Below are 18,327 nucleotides of genomic sequence, written 5' to 3' on the forward strand. Positions count from 1 at the left end.
GCCCGCCGAACACACGAACTCAACGTACGTGTCGAGGTCGGCTGCCTCACCGCACTTGCCTTCTGAAGAGACCGCGGCCGTCACGGGCCGACGGCTCACCGCCTTTACCGGCCGCACGCGCCGACGGTCGCTCCCACCAATCGTCGCCTCCGCCATCGGCGACCGGCCCTCCACGGCATCGAAAGGACACCATGCCTCCCACTCAACCCCCGGTCCGCCAGGCCGACCGTCTGTACCACGACCTTCTTTCCCCCGCCGAAACCCTCGATGTCCGCAACCGGGTCCGGAAGATCGCCGCCGAGATCGTCGCACCCGCCGCCGGCCGCATCGCCAACGGCGACGAGCGCGTCGACGGCTTTCCCCAGGATGTGTTCGCCTCTCTTGGCTCCGCCGGCCTCTTCCGCGTGCCCTTCGCCGCCGAGGTGGGCGGCGAAGGCCTGGCGCACCCGATCACGGCCACCGCCGCCGCGATCGAGGAGCTCGCCTACTACTCGAGCAGCATCGCGGCTGTCTTCGATGTCCACTGCATCCTGGCCGGGAACGCCCTGACGCACGGCACCGCCGCCCAGCGGCAGAGGTGGCTGCGGCCTGTGGCCGAAGGCTCGATCGTCGGTGCTTTCGCCACCACCGAACCGGACGCCTCCTCCGACCTGAGTCCACAGGCCGTGCAGACAGTGGCCGAGCGTACCCGTGAGGGATGGGTCCTCAATGGCCGCAAGCGGTGGATCTCCAACGCCCCGGTCGCCGGGTTCATCGTCACCCTCGCTCGGACCGGCGACAGGCTGTCCATGTTCATCGTGGACACCTCACTCCCGGGCGTCCGCGTGGGCGAGCCCGACCTGAAGATGGGAAACCGCGGCCAGCTCACGGCCGACGTCTGGCTGGAGAACGTCGAGCTGAGCGATGAGAATCTGCTCGGCGGCGTCGAGGGCCACGGACTGCGTCATGCGCTGGCCACGCTCACCCTGGGACGCATCGGCATCGCGGCTGCCGGTGTCGGGATGGCGCAGGCCGCGTTCGACCTCGCCGTGGCGCACCTGGGCAAGCGGCACGCCTTCGGACGGCCCGTGGCCGCCAACCAGCACTGGCAGTTCCTGATGGCAGAACGCGCCACGGAGATAGAGAACGCGCGCTCGCTGTATCTCAAGGCCGCCCTGCGCCGGGATGCGGGCGAGACGTTCCCGGAGCCGGAGGCGGCGATGGCCAAGTACTACGGGAGCCGGCTGGCGGTCGACATGGCCCGCGACGCCGTCCAGGCGTTCGGCGGACTGGGTTTCGCCAGGGAGCTCAGTGCCGACGGAACCCCGGGTCCGGTCGAGGCCCTTTACCGGGACAGCAAGATCGGGGAGATCTACGAGGGCACGAACGAGATCCTCAAGTGGGTCATTGCCCGCAACATCTTCGGCAAGGAGATCACGAAATGAGCCTTCGGCAAGGAGACCGGGACATGTGCCTGGCCGGCCGGACCATGCTCATGTCGGGCGGCAGCCGCGGCATCGGCCTGGCGATAGCGCTGGCTGCCGCCCGCCGCGGCGCCAACGTCGTCCTCCTCGCGAAAACCGACCAACCGCACCCCCGACTCCCGGGCACCGTCCACACCGCTGCCGCACAGATCGAGGAGGCGGGCGGCAAGGCGCTGGCCGTCGTCGGCGACGTACGCGACGAGACATCCGTGGAGAACGCGGTCACTCGCGCGGTCGACCAATTCGGTGGGATCGACATCGTGGTCAACAACGCCTCGGCGCTGGCCGTCGACGGCACCGAGGAACTGCCGATGAAGCGGTTCGACCTGATGACCCAGATCCAGCTGCGCGGCACCTACCTGCTCTCCAGCAAGGCCCTGCCGCACCTGCGCACGAGCACCAACCCGCACATCCTGTCGCTCTCCCCTCCGCTCAACATGTCGCCCCGCTGGCTCGGCGCCCACCCGGCCTACACGATGGCGAAGTACGGCATGACGCTGCTGACCCTCGGCTGGGCCGCCGAGTACGCCGACCAAGGCGTGGCGGCCAACTGTCTGTGGCCCGAGACCTACATCGCCACAGCAGCGGTGAAGAACATCCTCGGCGGCGACGCAGCCATGGAGAAGTCCAGGTCACCCGAGATCGTCGCGGATGCAGCCGTGGCGATCCTCCAACGTCCGTCCCGCGCGTGCACCGGTAACACGTTTCTGGACGTGGAGGTGCTCAGTGACCTCGGCGTCACGGACCTGTCGTCCTATGGCGGCACAGGCGAACTCGAGTACGACATCTTTGTCGACCGCGCGCAATGAGCGCCCTTGGGAAGGGCGCGGCGACGGAGCCGGGGGCGTGACAACCCGCCGGGCAGCGGAACCCATGTCGCTGACTCCTCCACGACTGATGCTGACGTTTTGCTGGGAGTCAGAGGTCCTGTGTGCCGCTGACCTGCGAGAACGCATTATCGTTGACGGCCGCTGAGCGGAAGGCGGCCGGGTATTTCCTGTCGGCTTCCGAAACCCCCGCGCGGCCGACCGGTTCCAGCCGGCGCCGTAGGTTGGTCGGGCGGGTACTGGGACCGTCCGGGTCCTGGGGCTCGCCGAAAAACGGTGACCTCGCCATGTGTGCCCTCGTGGGTGCACGCTGGGGACATGACGCGGGCGTTCTATTGCGATTACGCCACGCTGATCGTGGGAGACCGGCGGGTGCCGGCAGAAGTGGATCTCGGTCTGCTGCTGGCCGGCGAGGTGAGCAGGTGGGGCGGAATCCTGTATCGGGTTCCAGCCGGACTGGTCGACGATGTGCGCGGGGAGGCGGGCGTGCGACTCCGCCTGTCCTGTGGCCAGGAGCGTCACATCCGTCTCCTCCACGTGGAGCCGGGCTGCGACGAGGACGCGGAATGCCTGTCCGTTCCCTTCCTGGGCGAGGGCACCGCTCCCTTTTGATCATTCGGCTCGCGCAGTCGGGCGCTCACCCAAGTGCCGAGGTCAACGGTTTCCCTGGCCCGGACGCGAAGTGACGGAGCGACGCGGGTCCTCACAGGACGCCCCCGCGCCTCACGGTTCGCGGGTGGCCTCGGTGAGTTCCGGTTCCAGGCCCTCGCCCACGGGTGCGTGGTTCTGGCCGGCTTCGGTGCGCCATACCTCGAAGGACCAGGTGGTGACGGCGACGACGGCCAGGCCGAGGAGCCAGCCGCCCAGGACGTCGCTGAACCAGTGGACGCCGAGGGCGACCCTCGTGAAGCCGACGCCGAGCACGGAGAACACGGCCAGACACCAGCACGCGCTTCGCAGGCTCCTCGGGATCAGAGGCAGCAGCACCAGTATGAAGACGGCGAAGGACGTGGTGGCCGTCATCGCGTGGCCGGAGGGGAAGGAGTAGCCCGGTGCGTGCGCCACCGGGTCCTGCAGGGCGGGTCGGGCACGCTCCACCACCACTTTGACCAGCAGGCCGATGAGTCCGCCGGCCGTGGCGGTCACGGCCGCCCAGGCCGCCAGGCGCCACGCCCTGCGACAGAGCAGCCAGGCGGTCAGCAGCGCGACGGCCGTGCGGAGGGTGACGGGATCCCAGACCCGGTCGGACAACACGTGAAGGACGCCGGTCCAGGCCGGGTGGTGGACCGCGACCTCGTGCAGGCGTCGTGCGGCGCTCATGTCGACGCGCCGCAGCGGCCACCACTGCCCCTCGATCAGAATCAGGAGCAGTCCGAAGGGGACCGCGGCTGCAGCGGCGACGGCCGCCGAGACGAGCAGCCGTGCGCCGAATCTGCGGTCGGCACGTCGGCGGCGTTCGCCAAGGCGTCGTAGGGCGGTCCGTGTGACCATTCAGACTCCCGGATCGGCTTGGATCGGACCGGGACGCCGACCACGCGCTGCTTCCAGCTGGGCGGCGAAGGACAGCCCGAGAAACAGGGCGATGGAGGTGAGATAGGCCCACAGCAGCAGCGACATGAAGGCGCTCAGAGGGCCGTAGACGGAGTCGAAGGATCCGCTGATGTTGAGGTAGAGACTCAGCAGCCAGGTCAGCGTCATCCACAGCACCAGGTACACGGCCGCCCCGAAGGCCAGCCAGGTGTAGCCGGGCTGTTTGCGACGGGGTGAACGGCGGAAGACGACGCTCGCGGAGATCAGAGCGAGCAGCAGGCCGAAGGGCCAGCGCAGGATGTCCCAGGCGTACTGGGCGCTGCCGTTGAGGTGGTAGACCGTCACCGCCGCCGAGGCGAGGTCGTCGCCGGCGACCATGACGACGAACCCGAGGCCGAGCGGAAGGCCGGCGCTGAGGGACATCACCAGGCCGCGCAGGTACTTGTGGTGGAAGGGGCGGTCCCGTTCGTTGCCGTAGATCCGGTTGGCGCCCCGCTCGATCTGGCACATGGCGGTGGTGACGTTGACCAGTGAGAAAACGGCGCCGAACCAGAGGGCGACCTCGGGGCCGCCGCCCGCTCTGCGCCGACTGCGCCCGAGGGCGTCGTCGACGACATCGGCACTCGGGCCCTGGGCGATCCGGTGGATCGTCAGTTCGGCCAGTTTCCCGATGTCCTCGGTGTGCAGGGTGGTGGACAGACCGACGAAGGCGATCGCCAGGGGGACGACGGCGAGCACCGTTTGCAGGGCCAGGGCGCGGGCGTGGCTGAACCCGTCGGCGTAACGGAAGCGGATGAAGGCATCCCTCAGCAGCGACCAGCCGCCGTAACGGCGCAGTGCTGCCCAGGCCTCGTCGGCGGACAGTTCCTCTCCGCTCATGTCCCGCGTCTCGGGAACCTTCGTGGCGGTTCCCATTCACTCCCCCCGCGCGGGGAGCAGCATGGTCAGGGCGCCCGGCCTGACTTCCACGATCAGGCGGCGCCCCGGCGTCACCGGATCGCCGTCCAGTTCGCGGGGCTGTGGGGTGCCGAAGGTGATCTCGGCACGCCGGAAGGTGAAGAACTCCACGGGCGCGCCGTCCGAGCCGCCGTTCTGGTCGCAGGCGGTGCCGGCGGCCGACGACGGATCCACGGTTCCGCCTCGCAGGAGCGCCCGCCCGGCGCGCAGCCAGCCGCTCAGCCCGCGCGGGTCCGCAATCAGCAGGTTGAGCCGTCCGTCGTCGGTACGGGCGTCCGGGAGCAACGTCATACCGCTCTGTACGGTGCCGACGTTGCCGAGGAGCACCATGCGGGCCGTACGGCTCAGGTCCGGCGCGTCATCCAGGCGGACGCTCACCTCCATGCGAGGGGTGCGAAGGACCCGCAGGAGCGCGACCGCATAGGCGGGCCAGCCCAGCACGGACTTGGTCCGGTCATTGCCGTTGGCGCGCTGGATCATCGCGGCGTCCAGACCGGCGCCGGACATGGCGGCGAAGTGGGTGGCGGCCAGGCCGTCGCCCCGGATACGGCCGAGGTCGACGCGGTGGGCGGCACCGCGCAGCGCCGCGTCGAGTGCGTCCGCAGGCGTGAGCGGCAGGCCGAGATTTCGCGCCAGGAGATTGCCGGTGCCGCACGGCACCAGGGCAAGTGGGAGGCCGCTGCCCGCCAGGGCGTCGGCGGCTGCTCGGACGGTACCGTCGCCGCCGCACACGACCACGAGGGTCGCACCGTCGCGGACCGCGTCGGCCGCCTGCCTCCCACCCGGGTCGTGGGCGGTGGTCTCGATGAACGCGGGTGAGACACAGCCGTGTTGTTCCAGGACCCGGTGCAGGGCGTCGAGGTCGGTTTGGCCGGTGGTCGTGGGATTGAAGATCACGGCAACGCGGCCGGACAGCCACTCGGAGCGTTCACCGGCGGGCGTGGCCTCGGGGGGTGAGGTCACGAACCCGTCCGTGAGGACGGCACGTCCTGCGATCAGCAGCGACAGACAGCCGTTCACCAGGCCGCCCACGACATCGGTGGGGTGGTGCATGCCCCGGTAGAGGCGGGCGGCTCCCACGAGGAGGGGGATGAGGAAGAGCAGGCCGGCGACGATTTTCCGCCACGGGCCCCGCAGCCGGGACAGCGCCAGCACCGCCAGGCCGCCGTAGATCGCCGTGGCCGCGCCGGTGTGACCGGAGGTGTAGCTGGACGTGGGCAGAGAGCCGTCGAGTCGGTGCACGTCCGGGCGGTGACGGTCGATCGCCATCGTGACGACGAGGAAGACGAGCGACTGCAGAGATACGGCGAGGGCGAGGAAGGCGGCCTGCCGCCACATCGGCAACGTGGGTATCAGGACCAGACCCAGACAGGCCAGGAGGGTGAGGGCGATGACCGCCGTGGTGTTGCCGGCCTCTGAGGCGATCGAGGACAAGGTGGTGAGGGAGCCCGTGCGCATCCGCTCCAGGGCTTCGTTGACGTTGTCCTCGACCGTCATGGGCCACAGGCCGTGGGCGGGGCCGGTGATCAACAGGCCGATGCCCACCATCAACGCTGCCTGAGAGACGGTCAGCGCACTGATCCACCGAGCGGACCAGCCGATCCCGCGTGGCACCGTGGACCGACTGCTCCCGTCGGCACCTGGGCCTTCCCCGGGTCTGCCCCCGGGTGACTCGGCAGGTCTCTCCGATACAACAGTCGGCATCCGTACTCCCGTGATCAACGTCCTGCGGCGATGTCGGGCCGGAGATCGTCCTCTCCGGTTCACCGCCGTATGCCCGCTCAGATCGCAAGCAGACGGGTCACGTCCGTCTCCCTCCGCGTCAGGAGGCACAGAGTGGCCCTGCTGGACTGCAACCTGGTGAGCCGCTCACATCGGCGGGCGTGAGCCCTGCGCGTCGCCGCATCCGGAAGAGCCCACCCGAAGGGCGGAGCCCAGAGACCAGCGAAGGGGGAATGCCGAGGACATGACTTTGCCTGAGGACATGAACACAAGCGGTGTCACGAGGGTGGGCGCGCGGCCGTTCGCCGAAGTCGAACGTGCACTTCACGAACTGGCGGTCAACGGCGCGGAGCGCTCCTCGCAGTTCTTCATCGGGGCGACTGCGGCGTACGAGTGGGCGCTCGGGCGTATCGAGAATCCCCCGGTGACCGGCCGAGGCGGCCGTGGCGCCCTTGATCTGCCACGGCTGACGTCCGAGTTGGACGCGGCTGCCGTCCTGCTCGAAATCCCTGATGACCAGCCCGGCAGCCTTGACTTCGTGCGCGGGGTTCGCACGGCTCTCGCGTGGGTGTGCGGTGATGACCAGGTCTTTGTGGCCGGCAGGGCCCAAAGCCGCGATCTCACGTGACCTCGCCGCCTGCGGACCGGCGCGGCGCATCGCGTGTGCCGGCGTTTGTGTGGTTCTCCCACGCTTCCCCCCTCCCGATGTGGCGGTCAGGGCGCGACGGTGCCCCGGCGCCGAGGGGCCGTCTCGCGGAGTGTTTGCACTGGCCGTGAGGAGGGTCCACAGTCGGGAGTGGAGACAGGAGAACGCCGTGATCGTCCTCGCTACCCTTCTTCTCGTCATCGGGACGATCTTGCTTATCCTCGGGATGATTTTGATCGCTCTCGGAGCCTTTTTGATTGCTGCCGGGATGCTCTTGATCCTCATGGGGATGGCCTTGATCGCAGCAGGTGCGTACTTGCTCATTCGTAGAGCGCTGAGGCGGCACTGACCGTAGGGGCAGGCGTCAACGGGCCAGGCCACACAGGTGTCGCGCGAGCGCATGCGGTGACGGCCGGCTGCGGAGTTTCCGCGGGACCAGCTCCTGCCGAGGATGCGCCCCCACCCCACTGAGCGCCTCGCACCCACTCCGACGGACGTTCGTCCGGCTTCCGAACCAGGCATCGCGCCCAGGAGCGAGCCACGCCCGCCCGGCGGCGCCCCACCGGGGCGCCCCGGACGGACCCGGCGAACGGGCCGTATGGTCTTGGCCACGCCGCACCCCAGCCGTCGACATACCGCCGTGCTCACCGGGCATGTTGCTCCTCGGGCTTCTGCAGCAGCCTGGAACGATTCCGTCCTCATGGGCGAACGGGAGATACGACGTGATCCTCGACGGCATACCGGCAGCCCCATGCTCTGACACGGCGCCCGACGCATCAGCACGCAAGCAACGGCTGCGGCGCCGCCTGGAGCGGCTGATCGGGGTGGCCGCGACCGAAGGCAATGACCTTGTCCCCCTGCGCAATGGTGATGAGATCTTCCCCGCCATGCTCGAAGCGATCGGTTCGGCTCAGTACACGATCGACATGATGACGTTCGTGTACTGGCGCGGTCAGATCGCCCGGGACTTCGCCTGCGCTCTCGCCGACCGCGCCCGGGCGGGGGTTCGGGTCCGGCTGCTGCTGGACGGCTTCGGCGCCAAGGAGATCGAGAAGCAGCTGCTGGACATGATGGACACGGCAGGTGTGCAGGTGGCCTGGTTCCGTAAGCCCGTATGGCTGTCGCCGTTCAAGCAGAACCACCGCTGTCACCGCAAGGCTCTTGTCGTCGACGAGCACACCGCGTTCACGGGCGGGGTCGGCATCGCGGAGGAATGGTGCGGCGACGCCCGAAACCCGGGGGAGTGGCGCGACACTCACGTGCAGGTGTGCGGACCCGCCGTGGACGGCATCGCGGCCGCGTTCGCGCAGAACTGGGCCGAGTGTCACGACGAACTCTTCGACGACCGTGACCGCTTCCGTGAGCACCCACAGACAGGCTCATCGGTCGTTCAAGTCGTGCGGGGATCCGCCAGCATCGGCTGGCAGGACATGCAGACTCTTATCCGGGTCATGCTCACCTCGGCCGAGGAACGCTTCCGCCTCGCCACCGCCTACTTCGCCCCCGACACCTACTTCATCGACCTGCTGTGTCAGACCGCCGGACGAGGTGTGCGCGTGGAGATCCTTCTCCCCGGCCCCCATACCGACCAGCGCGCGTGCCAGCTCGCCGGCCAGCATCACTACACGCGTCTGCTGGAAGCGGGTGTGCACATCCGTCAGTACCAGCCGACCATGATGCACGCCAAGATCATCACTGTGGACTCGGTCGCCGCCCTGATCGGATCGACCAACTTCAACCGCCGGTCCATGGACCACGACGAAGAGGTCATGCTCGCCGTCCTGGACGAGAAGTTCACCGCCGTTCTCGACCGCGACTATGACGCGGACCTCCAGCGCAGCGACGACATCGACCTCGCCCGATGGAAGCGCCGGGCCATACTCCAGCGCGTCAGGGAAGCTGCGGTCACCCCGATCCGACACTTCCTGTGATCGGAGGGTCGTTTGGTGAACCGCCCTTCGAAAGCAGGGGTGTTGGGCACCCGTGGCTGTCCTGCGCGGAAACGGGATGTCCCGCATACGAGCCTGAGGCGGGCCCAGAGCCGGCGATGCCGGGAGGCTACGGCAGCCAGGAAGTCAGAGGATCGCGGCACTTGGAGACGTCCGGTTGTTCCGCACACTGCTGGTAGGCGCGCTCTGCGGGAAGTCGGGACAGACCGAGCATGGCCGGCGGAAGACCGGCGATGATCACTGCCATGACCACGAGCGCGATCTTCACTGTCTTGCGCAGAGGGCTGCGTGTACGGGGGCGCTCTTCACGTCGTGAGATCCCCGTCGGCGCTGCGGGGTCGTTGATCATCCGTACAGATTAGGGCCGCAGCCGGCCACCTACCCAGGGGCAGGGGGCGGGGGGACTCACCAAGCCGCTTCACGTCAACTTGCATGGTTTTGGTCAGGACGTCAACGTGGTCTCCACGAGGAAGCCAAAGACTGGTCTACGTACCAAACTCGGCATATCAGGCGCCTATGAATCCGATTCCCGTGGCGGCCTGCTCTGTTTCCGTCGTGCGGCCCGGTTGGCCGACAGTAGCAAGGACCAGAACAGGACCAGCGCCGCAGCCAGCAAGATACGGCTCAGATCGTCCCCATCAAGTATCCGCCACACCAGCAGGGCACTGTTGATGCAGAGCATTGGCCAATAGAGCCGCGGGCCCCATCGGTTGCCCGCCCTCACCCACGGCGGCGGCCGATGAGGATCAGAGTGCTGCGTCATATCCATCTACCTCCGGCCACCTTCCGGCAGGGTGGGCCCTTCCTCAGGTTTCCTGCCGGCGCTCCGCCAGCGATGTCTCCGCCACTCCGGACAGTGCCACGAGCAAGCCCACAATAATGCGCAACGTCTGGCTCTTCTTCTCTTCGGCGGGTGGGGGAGGAACCCGTATGGGCGCCTCCCCGCTCTCACTTTCCTTGTCGGCGTCTCCTGCTGTACAAAACGCCGATGACGATCGCCGCCAGGGTGAACATCCCGATGGCCAAGTAGGGCGACCAGGAGGGGCCGTCAGGCCGGTTGTTCGCCAGGTGGAGAATGCCTTGCACTGACTTCTCCGTTCGGTCAGAAGGTGGGTCAGAAGGTGTACTTGGCAGTCCCCGAGCATTTTCCGGAGTCGCCGCCCGTGCCAACCCCTTCCGAGCCATCCGTGGCGACGGAAAGTTCCGCCGGCCCGAAACCGCAGGAAACCTCTCCGGTCCATCCTTGATCAGCGGACCCGGATGCCAGGCTTCCGTCAACGCTCGCGCCAGGCGTCCCGACTCCCGCCCATAGGTACGGATGGACGCTGCCGTCATCATTGACGGACAGCCCCGCGCCTGCGCACAGCCAGTAACAGGCCCCACCGCCGATGTCGAGCGACAGCAGCCCGGCGGGGTCGATGCGGTTGACAGGGTCGCCTTCGGCGTTCAGGTAGGGGCTGTGTTCTTCGCCGGAGGGGTCGGTTCGGGTGAAGCGGCCGATGTTGGCGTCGTAGTAGCGGGCCTGAAGGTGGTACAGGCCGGTGGGGTCCTGGTAGTTGCCGGCGAAGCGGTAGGGCTGGGCGACCGGTTCGGAGGACTGCGCCAGGATGCGCACGCCGCGCGGGCTGTAGGGGTAGTAGTCGACCTTGTTGCCGTCCTCGTCGGCGAGCGCCACCACGCTGCCGACGGCGTCGGTGAGGTAGAAGTACGTCTTGCCCCCGTTCGTCATGGAGTTCAACGTGCCCCCGGGCTCGCGGTTGAAGCCCATGTCGGCGCCGGCGGTTGTCTTCGTGGACAGGCCGAGGGGGCCGTTGTGGAAGTAGGTGTCACCGAGCTTGATGCGTTCGCTCTGATCGGTGGAGCCGTACTGGCCCGCGTACGTCTTGCCGCCCACCGTGATCGACGCCAGCTGGGAGTGGTCGGTGTACGACTCCCCGGTGCGGGTGTACTCGTCGGTGGAGGCGCCGGCGGTCTCGTTGGCGATCTGGTCATAGGACCAGGCACCCGTGGTGCTGGACTTGGCGGTCAGCTCCTGAGCGTCGTTGTAGGCGTCCGCCGGGAGCTGCGACGGCTGCGACTTCACCGGACGATTGGGCCCCCCTTCACCGCCGGCATCGTGAAGTCCGGGCTGCCCTTGCCCCAGGCCGACGTCGGCTTGTCGTCGGCGGAAGCGGAACTCGCACCGGGCAGCACGGAGGCGGCCAGGGCTGCCGATGTGAGCGCGGCGAGCGTGAGTGCCGCGGTTGATCTCTTGCGGGCACGCCGGAACGGCATGCCGAAGGCACGTGTGTGGATTGACTTCCCCCCATAGGAAGACAGACCCCGGTAGCCCCAGTGGCCGCCGGGCGCCCACAAGCTGTCACAGAAATTGCACAAAGATCCGCTCGGTTCCCGCGAAGTTGCGGCACATCCGCGCAGGAATCAGCCACTTCTCTTTGCCGGCCACACAAGGATGAACCCGCGTGGAAGGAGCGCGAGGATCGAGGGGGCGGTACAGCCGGGCGGGAAATCAAACTCGTGGTGCACTCACCGGAGAACATCTATCGCCGTGCCGCGGGAAACAGAAGAACGACAGCAAAAGCGTCGCCCTGCAGGGGAGGAACCGTGGTCGAGCCCGGTAGAACAGATGGTGTCGGCGATCCCCGGCGTCAGGTGCTCCGCAAGCTCTCAGACGCTGCGGTGAAGGCACGCCAGGCCTCCCGGCGGTACGTTCGCGGGCTTGTTCCTGCCATTGACGATCGGGTTGCCGAAGACGTGGATCTCGTTGTCACGGAGCTTGTGACGAACGCGGTGCGGCACGCCCGTGGCACGACCTGTGTGCTGAGCCTCGACGCGCGGCCGGACGCGGTCGAGGTGACCGTTCTCGACTCGGATCCCGAGCCACCTCGACCTCGGACACCGGACTTCAGTGGGCGGTTGGGCGGATTCGGCTGGCCCATGGTCCGTCGTCTGGCCCAGAAGGTCACTGTGGTGCTGGTCCCCAACGGCAAAGCCATCTGTGCACTGGTCCCACGATGACTCGCGCTGTCCCTTACGGGAACACGCCCAGCCGGACCGTGCCCGGCATTGCTGATCAGGTGCTGAGGAGCCGGTTGAAGAAGGAGCGATAGCGGCGGAGCGCTCCGCGCAGTTGTTCCGTGTCCACCTTTTCGCCCTGGCCCCACTGTGCCTCCAGCTCCTTCTTGTGCTGCGCGAAGGTGGAGGCGAGCGTCTGCATGACGTCCGCGACCAAGGCGTCGGCCTGGTGCACGGCCTCGCGGGGGTCGTCCACGAACCGGTTCTGGATCTCCTGCCAACGGTCGCGGAAGCCTCGCTCCTCGTCGTCCGTCAACAGCTGCGGAAGCTCATCGCCCGAGGTGCCGGAGGTCTCCGGCGTACGCGTTCCGGCCGGGGCGTCGGCTTCGGCTCCGTCGGATGCGAGCCCGCCGCCCGGTCGCTCAGCCCCCGTCACCGCGGTGCTCTCCTCTGGGTAGACGGGGGCTCCGGTCGAGGCTGCTTCCGCCTCTGCCCCTGTGCCGGCCGGCTGGGCGATGTCGTCGGTGGACAGGCCCTGCGTCGTCCGGTGCGGTTCCTCGTTGGGATGCATGGCGTTCCTCCATGCGGCGTCGTAGTCGAAAGTCAGGAGCGGGAGGGCTGAGCCCGGCCGCCGCCGTCGGAGAGCAGTTCGTCGAACAGGGCGCGGTAGTGCACCATGGCGCCGCGCAACTGCTCGGTCGTTGCCTGCCTGCGTGTGGAGAGTGTCTCCACCTCGTGTGCGGCCCGGTAGTGCTCCAGCGTGGCGCCGTGTTCCACCGAGAGGTCCTTCAGCTGCTGCTCGAACCTTTCGGTGGGGTACCCGCGTTCGTGCATGAGGGAAGTCACCAGTCGGTCCGCGTCATGCACTGCGTCCTCCGGCCGGTCGACGAACTCTGCCTGGACGCTGGTCCACTCCCGCGTATAGCGGTCCCTGGAGACCGGGGGCAGCGGTTTGATCTCCAGCGAGTCGTGTCGCCTTTCGCGTTCGCGGAGCTCACGCTCGGCAGCGAGCCGGTTGTCGGCTCCCTCGACTGTCCGTTCGTACTCCGGGCCGAAACGCTCACGGAGGTGACGGCGCCGCATCAGCATCGTGGCCGCCACAGCAGCCAAAGCGACGACCACCACGATCGGGATGATGATCGCCAGAAGCGTTCCCGTCGACATGGGTTCACGCTCCCCGGGGAGTAGTGATGTGCAGTCCCCGACTGCCCAAGTTTGTACGTTTTACGCCTTTCTGTTGCTCGGCTGTCAGCGATCACCCGTCGTAGGGGTGTCCTCGGGCCGCCTTCGTCGAGCAATGATGACTGTGTGCTATCGATCCATTACATATTGCACACATTGCGATGCCGTCGGCGCCTCGAGTGCTTCAGCCGAAGAAGCCTCCGTAGTAGACGCTGTACCGCTCGCGATAGGCGAGTTCGTCGAGTCGTTCCTGCTCGAATTCCGGACCGTTCTTGATCTCGTCCTTGGTGCGCGAGACGTACACGATCTCCGTCTCGGGGTCCACGCGCTGAATCACGCCCGCGGGAAGCAGGACGCGCTTCCCGAAGATCCAAGGCCCGGTGTCGACGACGATGTAGGAGGAGTCCACCTCGCCGGAATGCCTGTCGACCTTTCCGATCCCGCCATCGGCGGCTTCGACCTTGTAGCCGACCAGTGCCACGCTCGGGTCGTAACCCGACGACTGAAGGTGATTCCAGATGCTCTCGGTCATGAAAGGACTCCCAGGGAAGCCGCCGGATGGCAGTCGTTGAAGTGGTGTCTCGTACCTTGCTCGAGCTCCGGATACCCCTACTTGGCGTCAACATCCCCACGATGCCTCGTCGTTGCATGTTTGGCAGAGGGCGGGGCATCGGTGCGTTCCAAGCGCGTCCCGGTCGCCCGACCAATCGGGGACGTGAGTCCGTCCCGCATGGCCCAGTCAGGAGTTCTTGATGACGAGTCACTACAGTGCGCCGACAGTGTCCTCCGGGGCGCGGACCAATGGTCTCGCCATCGCGAGCCTGGTGTGCGGCATCGCCGGCGTCCTCGCTCTGAGTGTCGCCTTCGGGCCGCTTGCCCTTGTTTTCGGCATGCTGGCCTTGCGGCAGCGGTCGGCCGACGGCGGCCTCGGCTTGGCAAAGGCCGGTGTGTTCCTCGGGGCCGTGGATCTGCTGTCTTTCGTCGTGCTGCTGACAGTGGCGGCAGCCCACGGCGACTTCGCCTCGTATCTGGGCAGCTGACATGCAAGAAGGGCGGCGGAGCTGTGTCTGTCTTGCTTCGCCACACAGCTCCGCCGCCTTCCAAAGGGAGGCGAACGCCGCAGCTCAATTTCTGAACCGCAACTCTCACGCACTTACTCATATGCCACGTGTCCAGCTAGGTAAACCTCTTGAAGCCCGTCCAACCAGGACTGACTGGCTCGTTTCCGGCATATGTGGCGGTCCCGACGATGGTGTAGCTCTCAACACTCCGCTGCCCCGCTGCCGCCGCGCATGATGAGCGGGAACCGGGCAATGCGCGGGATGTGATACGCGTTGGAATCGTCGTCCTGACCCTGGTGACCGCTCTCGTGGCCTCGGCCGCCGCGATCGGGATCGCACCCTCTTGGTGGTTCGCGGCCCTTCCGCTCGCCTTCGTGGGCGTACTGGGTGCCTGGGACCTTGTGCAGCGTCGCCACTCGGTGCTGCGCAACTATCCCGTCCTCGGCCACGCCCGCTACCTCATGGAGCGCATACGCCCCGAGTTGCAGCAGTACTTCATCGAGCGGAACTACGACGGGCGCCCGTTCGACCGGGATGTGCGCAGCATCGTCTACGAGCGCGCCAAGGGCACCGACGCGGAGGAGCCGTTCGGCACCGAGCGGGACGTGTACCAGCCCGGGTACGAGTTCCTGGTCCCGTCGATGGCGCCGTGCCCGGTGCCGGAGAACCCGCCACGCGTGCGGATCGGCGGTCCGCACTGCAGCCGTCCGTACGACATGGCTCTGCTGAACGTCTCGGCGATGAGCTTCGGCTCGTTGTCCGCCAACGCGGTCCTCGCGCTGAACGGGGGAGCCGCGGCGGGGGGTTTCGCTCAGGACACCGGTGAGGGCGGGCTGTCCGAGTATCACCTTCGTCCTGGCGGCGACCTCATATGGGAGATCGGCACCGGGTACTTCGGCTGCCGTACCGAGGAAGGTGACTTCGACCCCGCCGAGTTCGCCGACAAGGCGGCGCACGACCATGTCAAGTGCGTGTCCCTGAAGCTGTCGCAGGGGGCCAAGCCCGGCATCGGCGGTGTCCTGCCCGGAGCCAAGGTGAACGCCGAGATCGCCCGGGTCCGCGACGTGCCCGAAGGACGGACGATCGTGTCGCCGCCGTATCACCGGGTGTTCTCCACACCGCGCGAACTCGTGCAGTTCATCGCGCGCATGCGCGAGCTGTCGGGGGGTAAGCCCACGGGGTTCAAGCTGTGCGTGGGCTCGCGCCGCCAGTTCCTGGCCGTGTGCAAGGCCATGCTGGAGGAGGGCACGACGCCCGACTTCATCGTGGTGGACGGCGCCGAGGGAGGGACCGGCGCCGCGCCACTGGAGTTCGCGGACCACGTGGGCACCCCGCTCACCGAAGGCCTGCTCACCGTGCACAACGCCCTGGTGGGCGCGGGCCTGCGCGACCGGATCAGGATCGGGGCGAGCGGAAAGATCGCCACCGGCACCGACCTGGTCAAACGCATGGTGCAGGGCGCCGACTACGGCAACGCGGCCAGGGCGATGATGTTCGCCGTCGGCTGTATCCAGGCGCAGAGGTGCCATACGAACACCTGCCCCACCGGCGTCACCACCCAGGACCCCCGCCGTGCCCGCGCTCTGGACGTGCGTGACAAGACGGCGCGCGTCCAGCGCTTCCAGGAGGCGACCGTGGCCAGCGCACTGCAGATCATGGCGTCCATGGGCGTGACGGATCCCGCGGAACTGCGCCCGCACATGCTCCGCCGGCGCGTCGACCCTCTCACCGAGCGCTCCTACGAGGACCTGTACGAGTGGCTCGAACCAGGGCGGTTGCTCGCAGAGCCGCCGGCCTCCTGGGCGACCGACTGGAAGACCGCCGACCCCGACCGCTTCACCGTATGACCTGGAGGACTCACGTGTCCCGTACTGTTGCCCGCGTCATCGTCGACGCCCTGAGCGAGCTCGGCGTGCGCCAGGTGTTCGGCGTCGTGGGAGACGCGCTCAATCCCCTCACCGACGCCATCCGCACCACCGACGACCTGGAATGGGTGGGCTGCCGGCACGAGGAGGCCGCCGCTTTCGCAGCGAGCGCCCAGTCGCAGCTCACCGGCACCCTCGGCGTGTGCATGGGCACGGTCGGACCCGGCTCCGTCCACCTCCTCAACGGACTCTACGACGCCGCCAAGAGCCATGCCCCGGTCCTCGCCATCGCCGGTCAGGTGCCCCTCGCCGAACTCGGCAGCGACTACTTCCAGGAGGTCGACAACGACGCCCTCTTCAGCGACGTGGCGGTCTTCCGCGCGACCGTCACCTCACCCGACCAGCTGCCGCAGATGCTCGAGACGGCGGTGCGCCACGCACTGGGCCGCAAGGGAGTGGCCGTCCTCACCGTGCCGGGTGACCTGGGCGAGCGGGAACTGACCGCCGACCGGCCTGACCGGTTCTCCCTGAACGCACCGGTGAGCCGCCCGGAGGAGTCCGCCGTCCGCCGCGCCGCCGAACTCCTCGACCACTCCGAACGCGTCACCCTGCTCGTCGGTGAGGGGGCCCGCGCCGCGCGCGCGGACGTCCTCACGCTCGCCGACCGCCTGGCCGCACCGATGGTCCTCACGCTGAAGGCCAAGGCGGGCTTCGAGGGCGACACCAACCCCTTCCAGGTCGGCCAGACGGGGCTGATCGGCAACCCCGCGGCAGCGGCGGCTCTCCAGGACGCGGACACCCTCCTGCTGCTCGGCACCGACTTCCCCTACCGGGACTGGTATCCCGAGGGCCGCACCGTGATCCAGGTGGACACCGACGCCACCCACATAGGTCGCCGGGTGCCGGTCGACGTGGGGCTCGTGGGGGACGCCGGCGCAACCGTGCGCGACCTGATGGAGCATCTCGCCGCGGCGCCTGCTGGGTCCGAAGGCGCACGCGACCGCTCCCACCTCGAGAAGGCCCGCGAACACTTCGACCAGTGGCGCACCGGTCAAGCCCGGCTCACCGACCCGTCGCACGACAAGGGCCTGGTGGGCCGTATCCGATCCGCGCTGGACAACCGTTCCCACGGCATCCGCCCGGAGGTGCTGGCTGCGGCCGTCGACCGTGTCGCGGCCGACGACGCCGTCTTCACCTCCGACACGGGAATGGCCACGGTGTGGCTCTCCCGCTTCGTCGAGATGCGTGAAGAGCGACGCCTCATCGGGTCCTACAACCTCGGCTCGATGGCCAACGCCATGCCCCAGGCGCTGGGTGCGCAGTGCCTGGACCGCGACCGCCAGGTCGTGGCCTTCTGCGGCGACGGTGGGCTGAGCATGCTCCTCGGCGACCTCATGACCTTGAAGACGTACCGCCTCCCCGTCAAGCTCGTCGTCTTCGACAACCGCCGGCTGGGCATGGTGAAGCTCGAACAGGAGCAGGCCGGTCTGCCCGAGTTCGGCACAGTGCTCGACAACCCCGACTTCGCCGCCGTGGCCGAGGCCATGGGCATCACCGGCATCCGTGTGACAGATCCGTCCGATGTGGAGGACGCTGTGCGACGCGCCTTCCGCACGCCCGGTCCGGTATTGCTGGACGTCCTCACCAACCCGGATGAGATCGCGGTCCCGGCCAAGCCGACCGTCGAGCAGGGCTGGGGGTTCGCGGTGGCCAAGGTGAAGGAAGTGGTACGGAGTCACGGAGAGCCGAGCGGAGACTGAGAAGGTTCGGGGCATGGCGGCCCTCATCGGGGGTATGCGCGAGCTTGCCGGACGACGGACCGGCGCGGGCTGGGCTGATCGAACGGGGAGGGGCGCACTATGACGACGGCGACCACACGGGCCGCGGTGCAGACGGTGGGCGTTCCGGAGATCGCGGACCCCTCCAAGGTCGCGCCGAAGGACGCGCGTCAGCTGTCGAAGCTGTTCTTCGACGAGTTGGCGGTGCTGGAGGAGGGCACGCCCGAGTTCCAGTACGCGCGCAACACGCTGATCGAGATGAACATGTCCCTGGTCCGTTTCGCGGCCGCCCGGTTCCGCAGCCGGGGGCCGGAGGAGATGGAGGACATCGT

The 18,327-nt window shown here is 68.0% G+C and carries 17 protein-coding genes and 2 pseudogenes; 11 read left to right on the forward strand and 8 right to left on the reverse strand.

Annotated elements, in window-relative coordinates:
• Positions 1-191: 191 nt before the first annotated feature.
• The 3 genes from AC0B9F_RS24555 (at position 192) to AC0B9F_RS24565 (ending at position 2,902) form a co-directional block, all read left to right on the forward strand.
• Positions 192-1,424 (forward strand): acyl-CoA dehydrogenase family protein, encoded by a 1,233-nt coding sequence (locus AC0B9F_RS24555; RefSeq protein ID WP_472006072.1) that lies wholly within the window; start codon positions 192-194, stop codon positions 1,422-1,424.
• The gene (locus AC0B9F_RS24560; RefSeq protein WP_472006074.1) at positions 1,421-2,272 is read left to right on the forward strand and encodes an SDR family oxidoreductase; all 852 of its coding nucleotides are present in this window, start codon (positions 1,421-1,423) and stop codon (positions 2,270-2,272) included. Before AC0B9F_RS24555 ends, AC0B9F_RS24560 begins: the two co-directional genes overlap by 4 nt.
• Positions 2,273-2,608: 336 nt before the next feature.
• Positions 2,609-2,902, forward strand: coding sequence for a hypothetical protein (locus tag AC0B9F_RS24565; protein ID WP_472006076.1), 294 nt, complete (start codon positions 2,609-2,611; stop codon positions 2,900-2,902).
• A gap of 111 nt (positions 2,903-3,013) precedes the next feature.
• On the opposite strand, the gene AC0B9F_RS24570 is transcribed toward AC0B9F_RS24565, so the two are convergent.
• From AC0B9F_RS24570 to AC0B9F_RS24580, 3 genes are read right to left on the reverse strand one after another with little or no spacing between them, the layout of a single operon-like run.
• Positions 3,014-3,781, reverse strand: a complete 768-nt coding sequence (locus tag AC0B9F_RS24570; protein WP_472006078.1) for a phosphatase PAP2 family protein — start codon at positions 3,779-3,781, stop codon at positions 3,014-3,016.
• Complete coding sequence (locus tag AC0B9F_RS24575) at positions 3,782-4,735, reverse strand: YihY/virulence factor BrkB family protein (RefSeq protein WP_472006080.1); 954 nt, start codon at positions 4,733-4,735, stop codon at positions 3,782-3,784.
• Complete coding sequence (locus AC0B9F_RS24580) at positions 4,736-6,481, reverse strand: bifunctional phosphatase PAP2/diacylglycerol kinase family protein (protein ID WP_472006082.1); 1,746 nt, start codon at positions 6,479-6,481, stop codon at positions 4,736-4,738.
• A gap of 262 nt (positions 6,482-6,743) precedes the next feature.
• Here AC0B9F_RS24580 and AC0B9F_RS24585 point away from each other — a divergent pair, with 262 nt between their 5' ends.
• The 3 genes from AC0B9F_RS24585 (at position 6,744) to AC0B9F_RS24595 (ending at position 9,076) form a co-directional block, all read left to right on the forward strand.
• A complete protein-coding gene (locus AC0B9F_RS24585; RefSeq protein ID WP_472006083.1) occupies positions 6,744-7,127 on the forward strand; it encodes a hypothetical protein in 384 nt (127 codons plus the stop codon).
• Between the two features lie 187 nt (positions 7,128-7,314).
• Entirely contained in the window at positions 7,315-7,494 is a 180-nt protein-coding gene (locus AC0B9F_RS24590; protein WP_472006085.1) for a hypothetical protein, read from the forward strand.
• Positions 7,495-7,867: 373 nt separating this feature from the next.
• Positions 7,868-9,076 carry a phospholipase D-like domain-containing protein gene (locus AC0B9F_RS24595; protein ID WP_472006087.1) on the forward strand — a complete coding sequence of 403 codons (1,209 nt, stop codon included), beginning with the start codon at positions 7,868-7,870 and terminating at the stop codon, positions 9,074-9,076.
• Positions 9,077-9,203: 127 nt separating this feature from the next.
• Here the strand turns inward: AC0B9F_RS24595 and AC0B9F_RS24600 are convergent, their stop codons facing one another.
• Positions 9,204-9,443 (reverse strand): hypothetical protein, encoded by a 240-nt coding sequence (locus AC0B9F_RS24600; RefSeq protein WP_472006089.1) that lies wholly within the window; start codon positions 9,441-9,443, stop codon positions 9,204-9,206.
• Between the two features lie 765 nt (positions 9,444-10,208).
• Positions 10,209-11,141: pseudogene (locus AC0B9F_RS24605) on the reverse strand (RHS repeat-associated core domain-containing protein); the annotation flags it as partial.
• A gap of 557 nt (positions 11,142-11,698) precedes the next feature.
• Here AC0B9F_RS24605 and AC0B9F_RS24610 point away from each other — a divergent pair.
• Positions 11,699-12,112, forward strand: coding sequence for an ATP-binding protein (locus AC0B9F_RS24610; protein WP_472006091.1), 414 nt, complete (start codon positions 11,699-11,701; stop codon positions 12,110-12,112).
• Positions 12,113-12,167: 55 nt separating this feature from the next.
• On the opposite strand, the gene AC0B9F_RS24615 is transcribed toward AC0B9F_RS24610, so the two are convergent.
• The 3 genes from AC0B9F_RS24615 to AC0B9F_RS24625 form a co-directional block, all read right to left on the reverse strand.
• A complete protein-coding gene (locus tag AC0B9F_RS24615; RefSeq protein WP_472006093.1) occupies positions 12,168-12,680 on the reverse strand; it encodes a hypothetical protein in 513 nt (170 codons plus the stop codon).
• A gap of 32 nt (positions 12,681-12,712) precedes the next feature.
• The gene (locus tag AC0B9F_RS24620) at positions 12,713-13,273 is read right to left on the reverse strand and encodes a hypothetical protein (RefSeq protein ID WP_472006095.1); all 561 of its coding nucleotides are present in this window, start codon (positions 13,271-13,273) and stop codon (positions 12,713-12,715) included.
• Between the two features lie 202 nt (positions 13,274-13,475).
• Positions 13,476-13,823 (reverse strand): PRC-barrel domain containing protein, encoded by a 348-nt coding sequence (locus tag AC0B9F_RS24625; protein ID WP_472006097.1) that lies wholly within the window; start codon positions 13,821-13,823, stop codon positions 13,476-13,478.
• A gap of 220 nt (positions 13,824-14,043) precedes the next feature.
• Between AC0B9F_RS24625 and AC0B9F_RS24630 the strand changes: the two genes are divergently transcribed.
• The 4 genes and pseudogenes from AC0B9F_RS24630 to AC0B9F_RS24645 form a co-directional block, all read left to right on the forward strand.
• A complete protein-coding gene (locus tag AC0B9F_RS24630; protein WP_472006099.1) occupies positions 14,044-14,331 on the forward strand; it encodes a DUF4190 domain-containing protein in 288 nt (95 codons plus the stop codon).
• Between the two features lie 284 nt (positions 14,332-14,615).
• The gene (locus tag AC0B9F_RS24635; protein ID WP_472006101.1) at positions 14,616-16,199 is read left to right on the forward strand and encodes an FMN-binding glutamate synthase family protein; all 1,584 of its coding nucleotides are present in this window, start codon (positions 14,616-14,618) and stop codon (positions 16,197-16,199) included.
• Positions 16,200-16,213: 14 nt separating this feature from the next.
• Positions 16,214-17,977, forward strand: coding sequence for a thiamine pyrophosphate-dependent enzyme (locus AC0B9F_RS24640; RefSeq protein WP_472006103.1), 1,764 nt, complete (start codon positions 16,214-16,216; stop codon positions 17,975-17,977).
• 99 nt (positions 17,978-18,076) lie between these two features.
• Positions 18,077-18,327, forward strand: a pseudogene (locus AC0B9F_RS24645) (RNA polymerase sigma factor SigF); the annotation flags it as partial.

This window comes from Streptomyces sp. NPDC097129 (genome assembly GCF_055668065.1).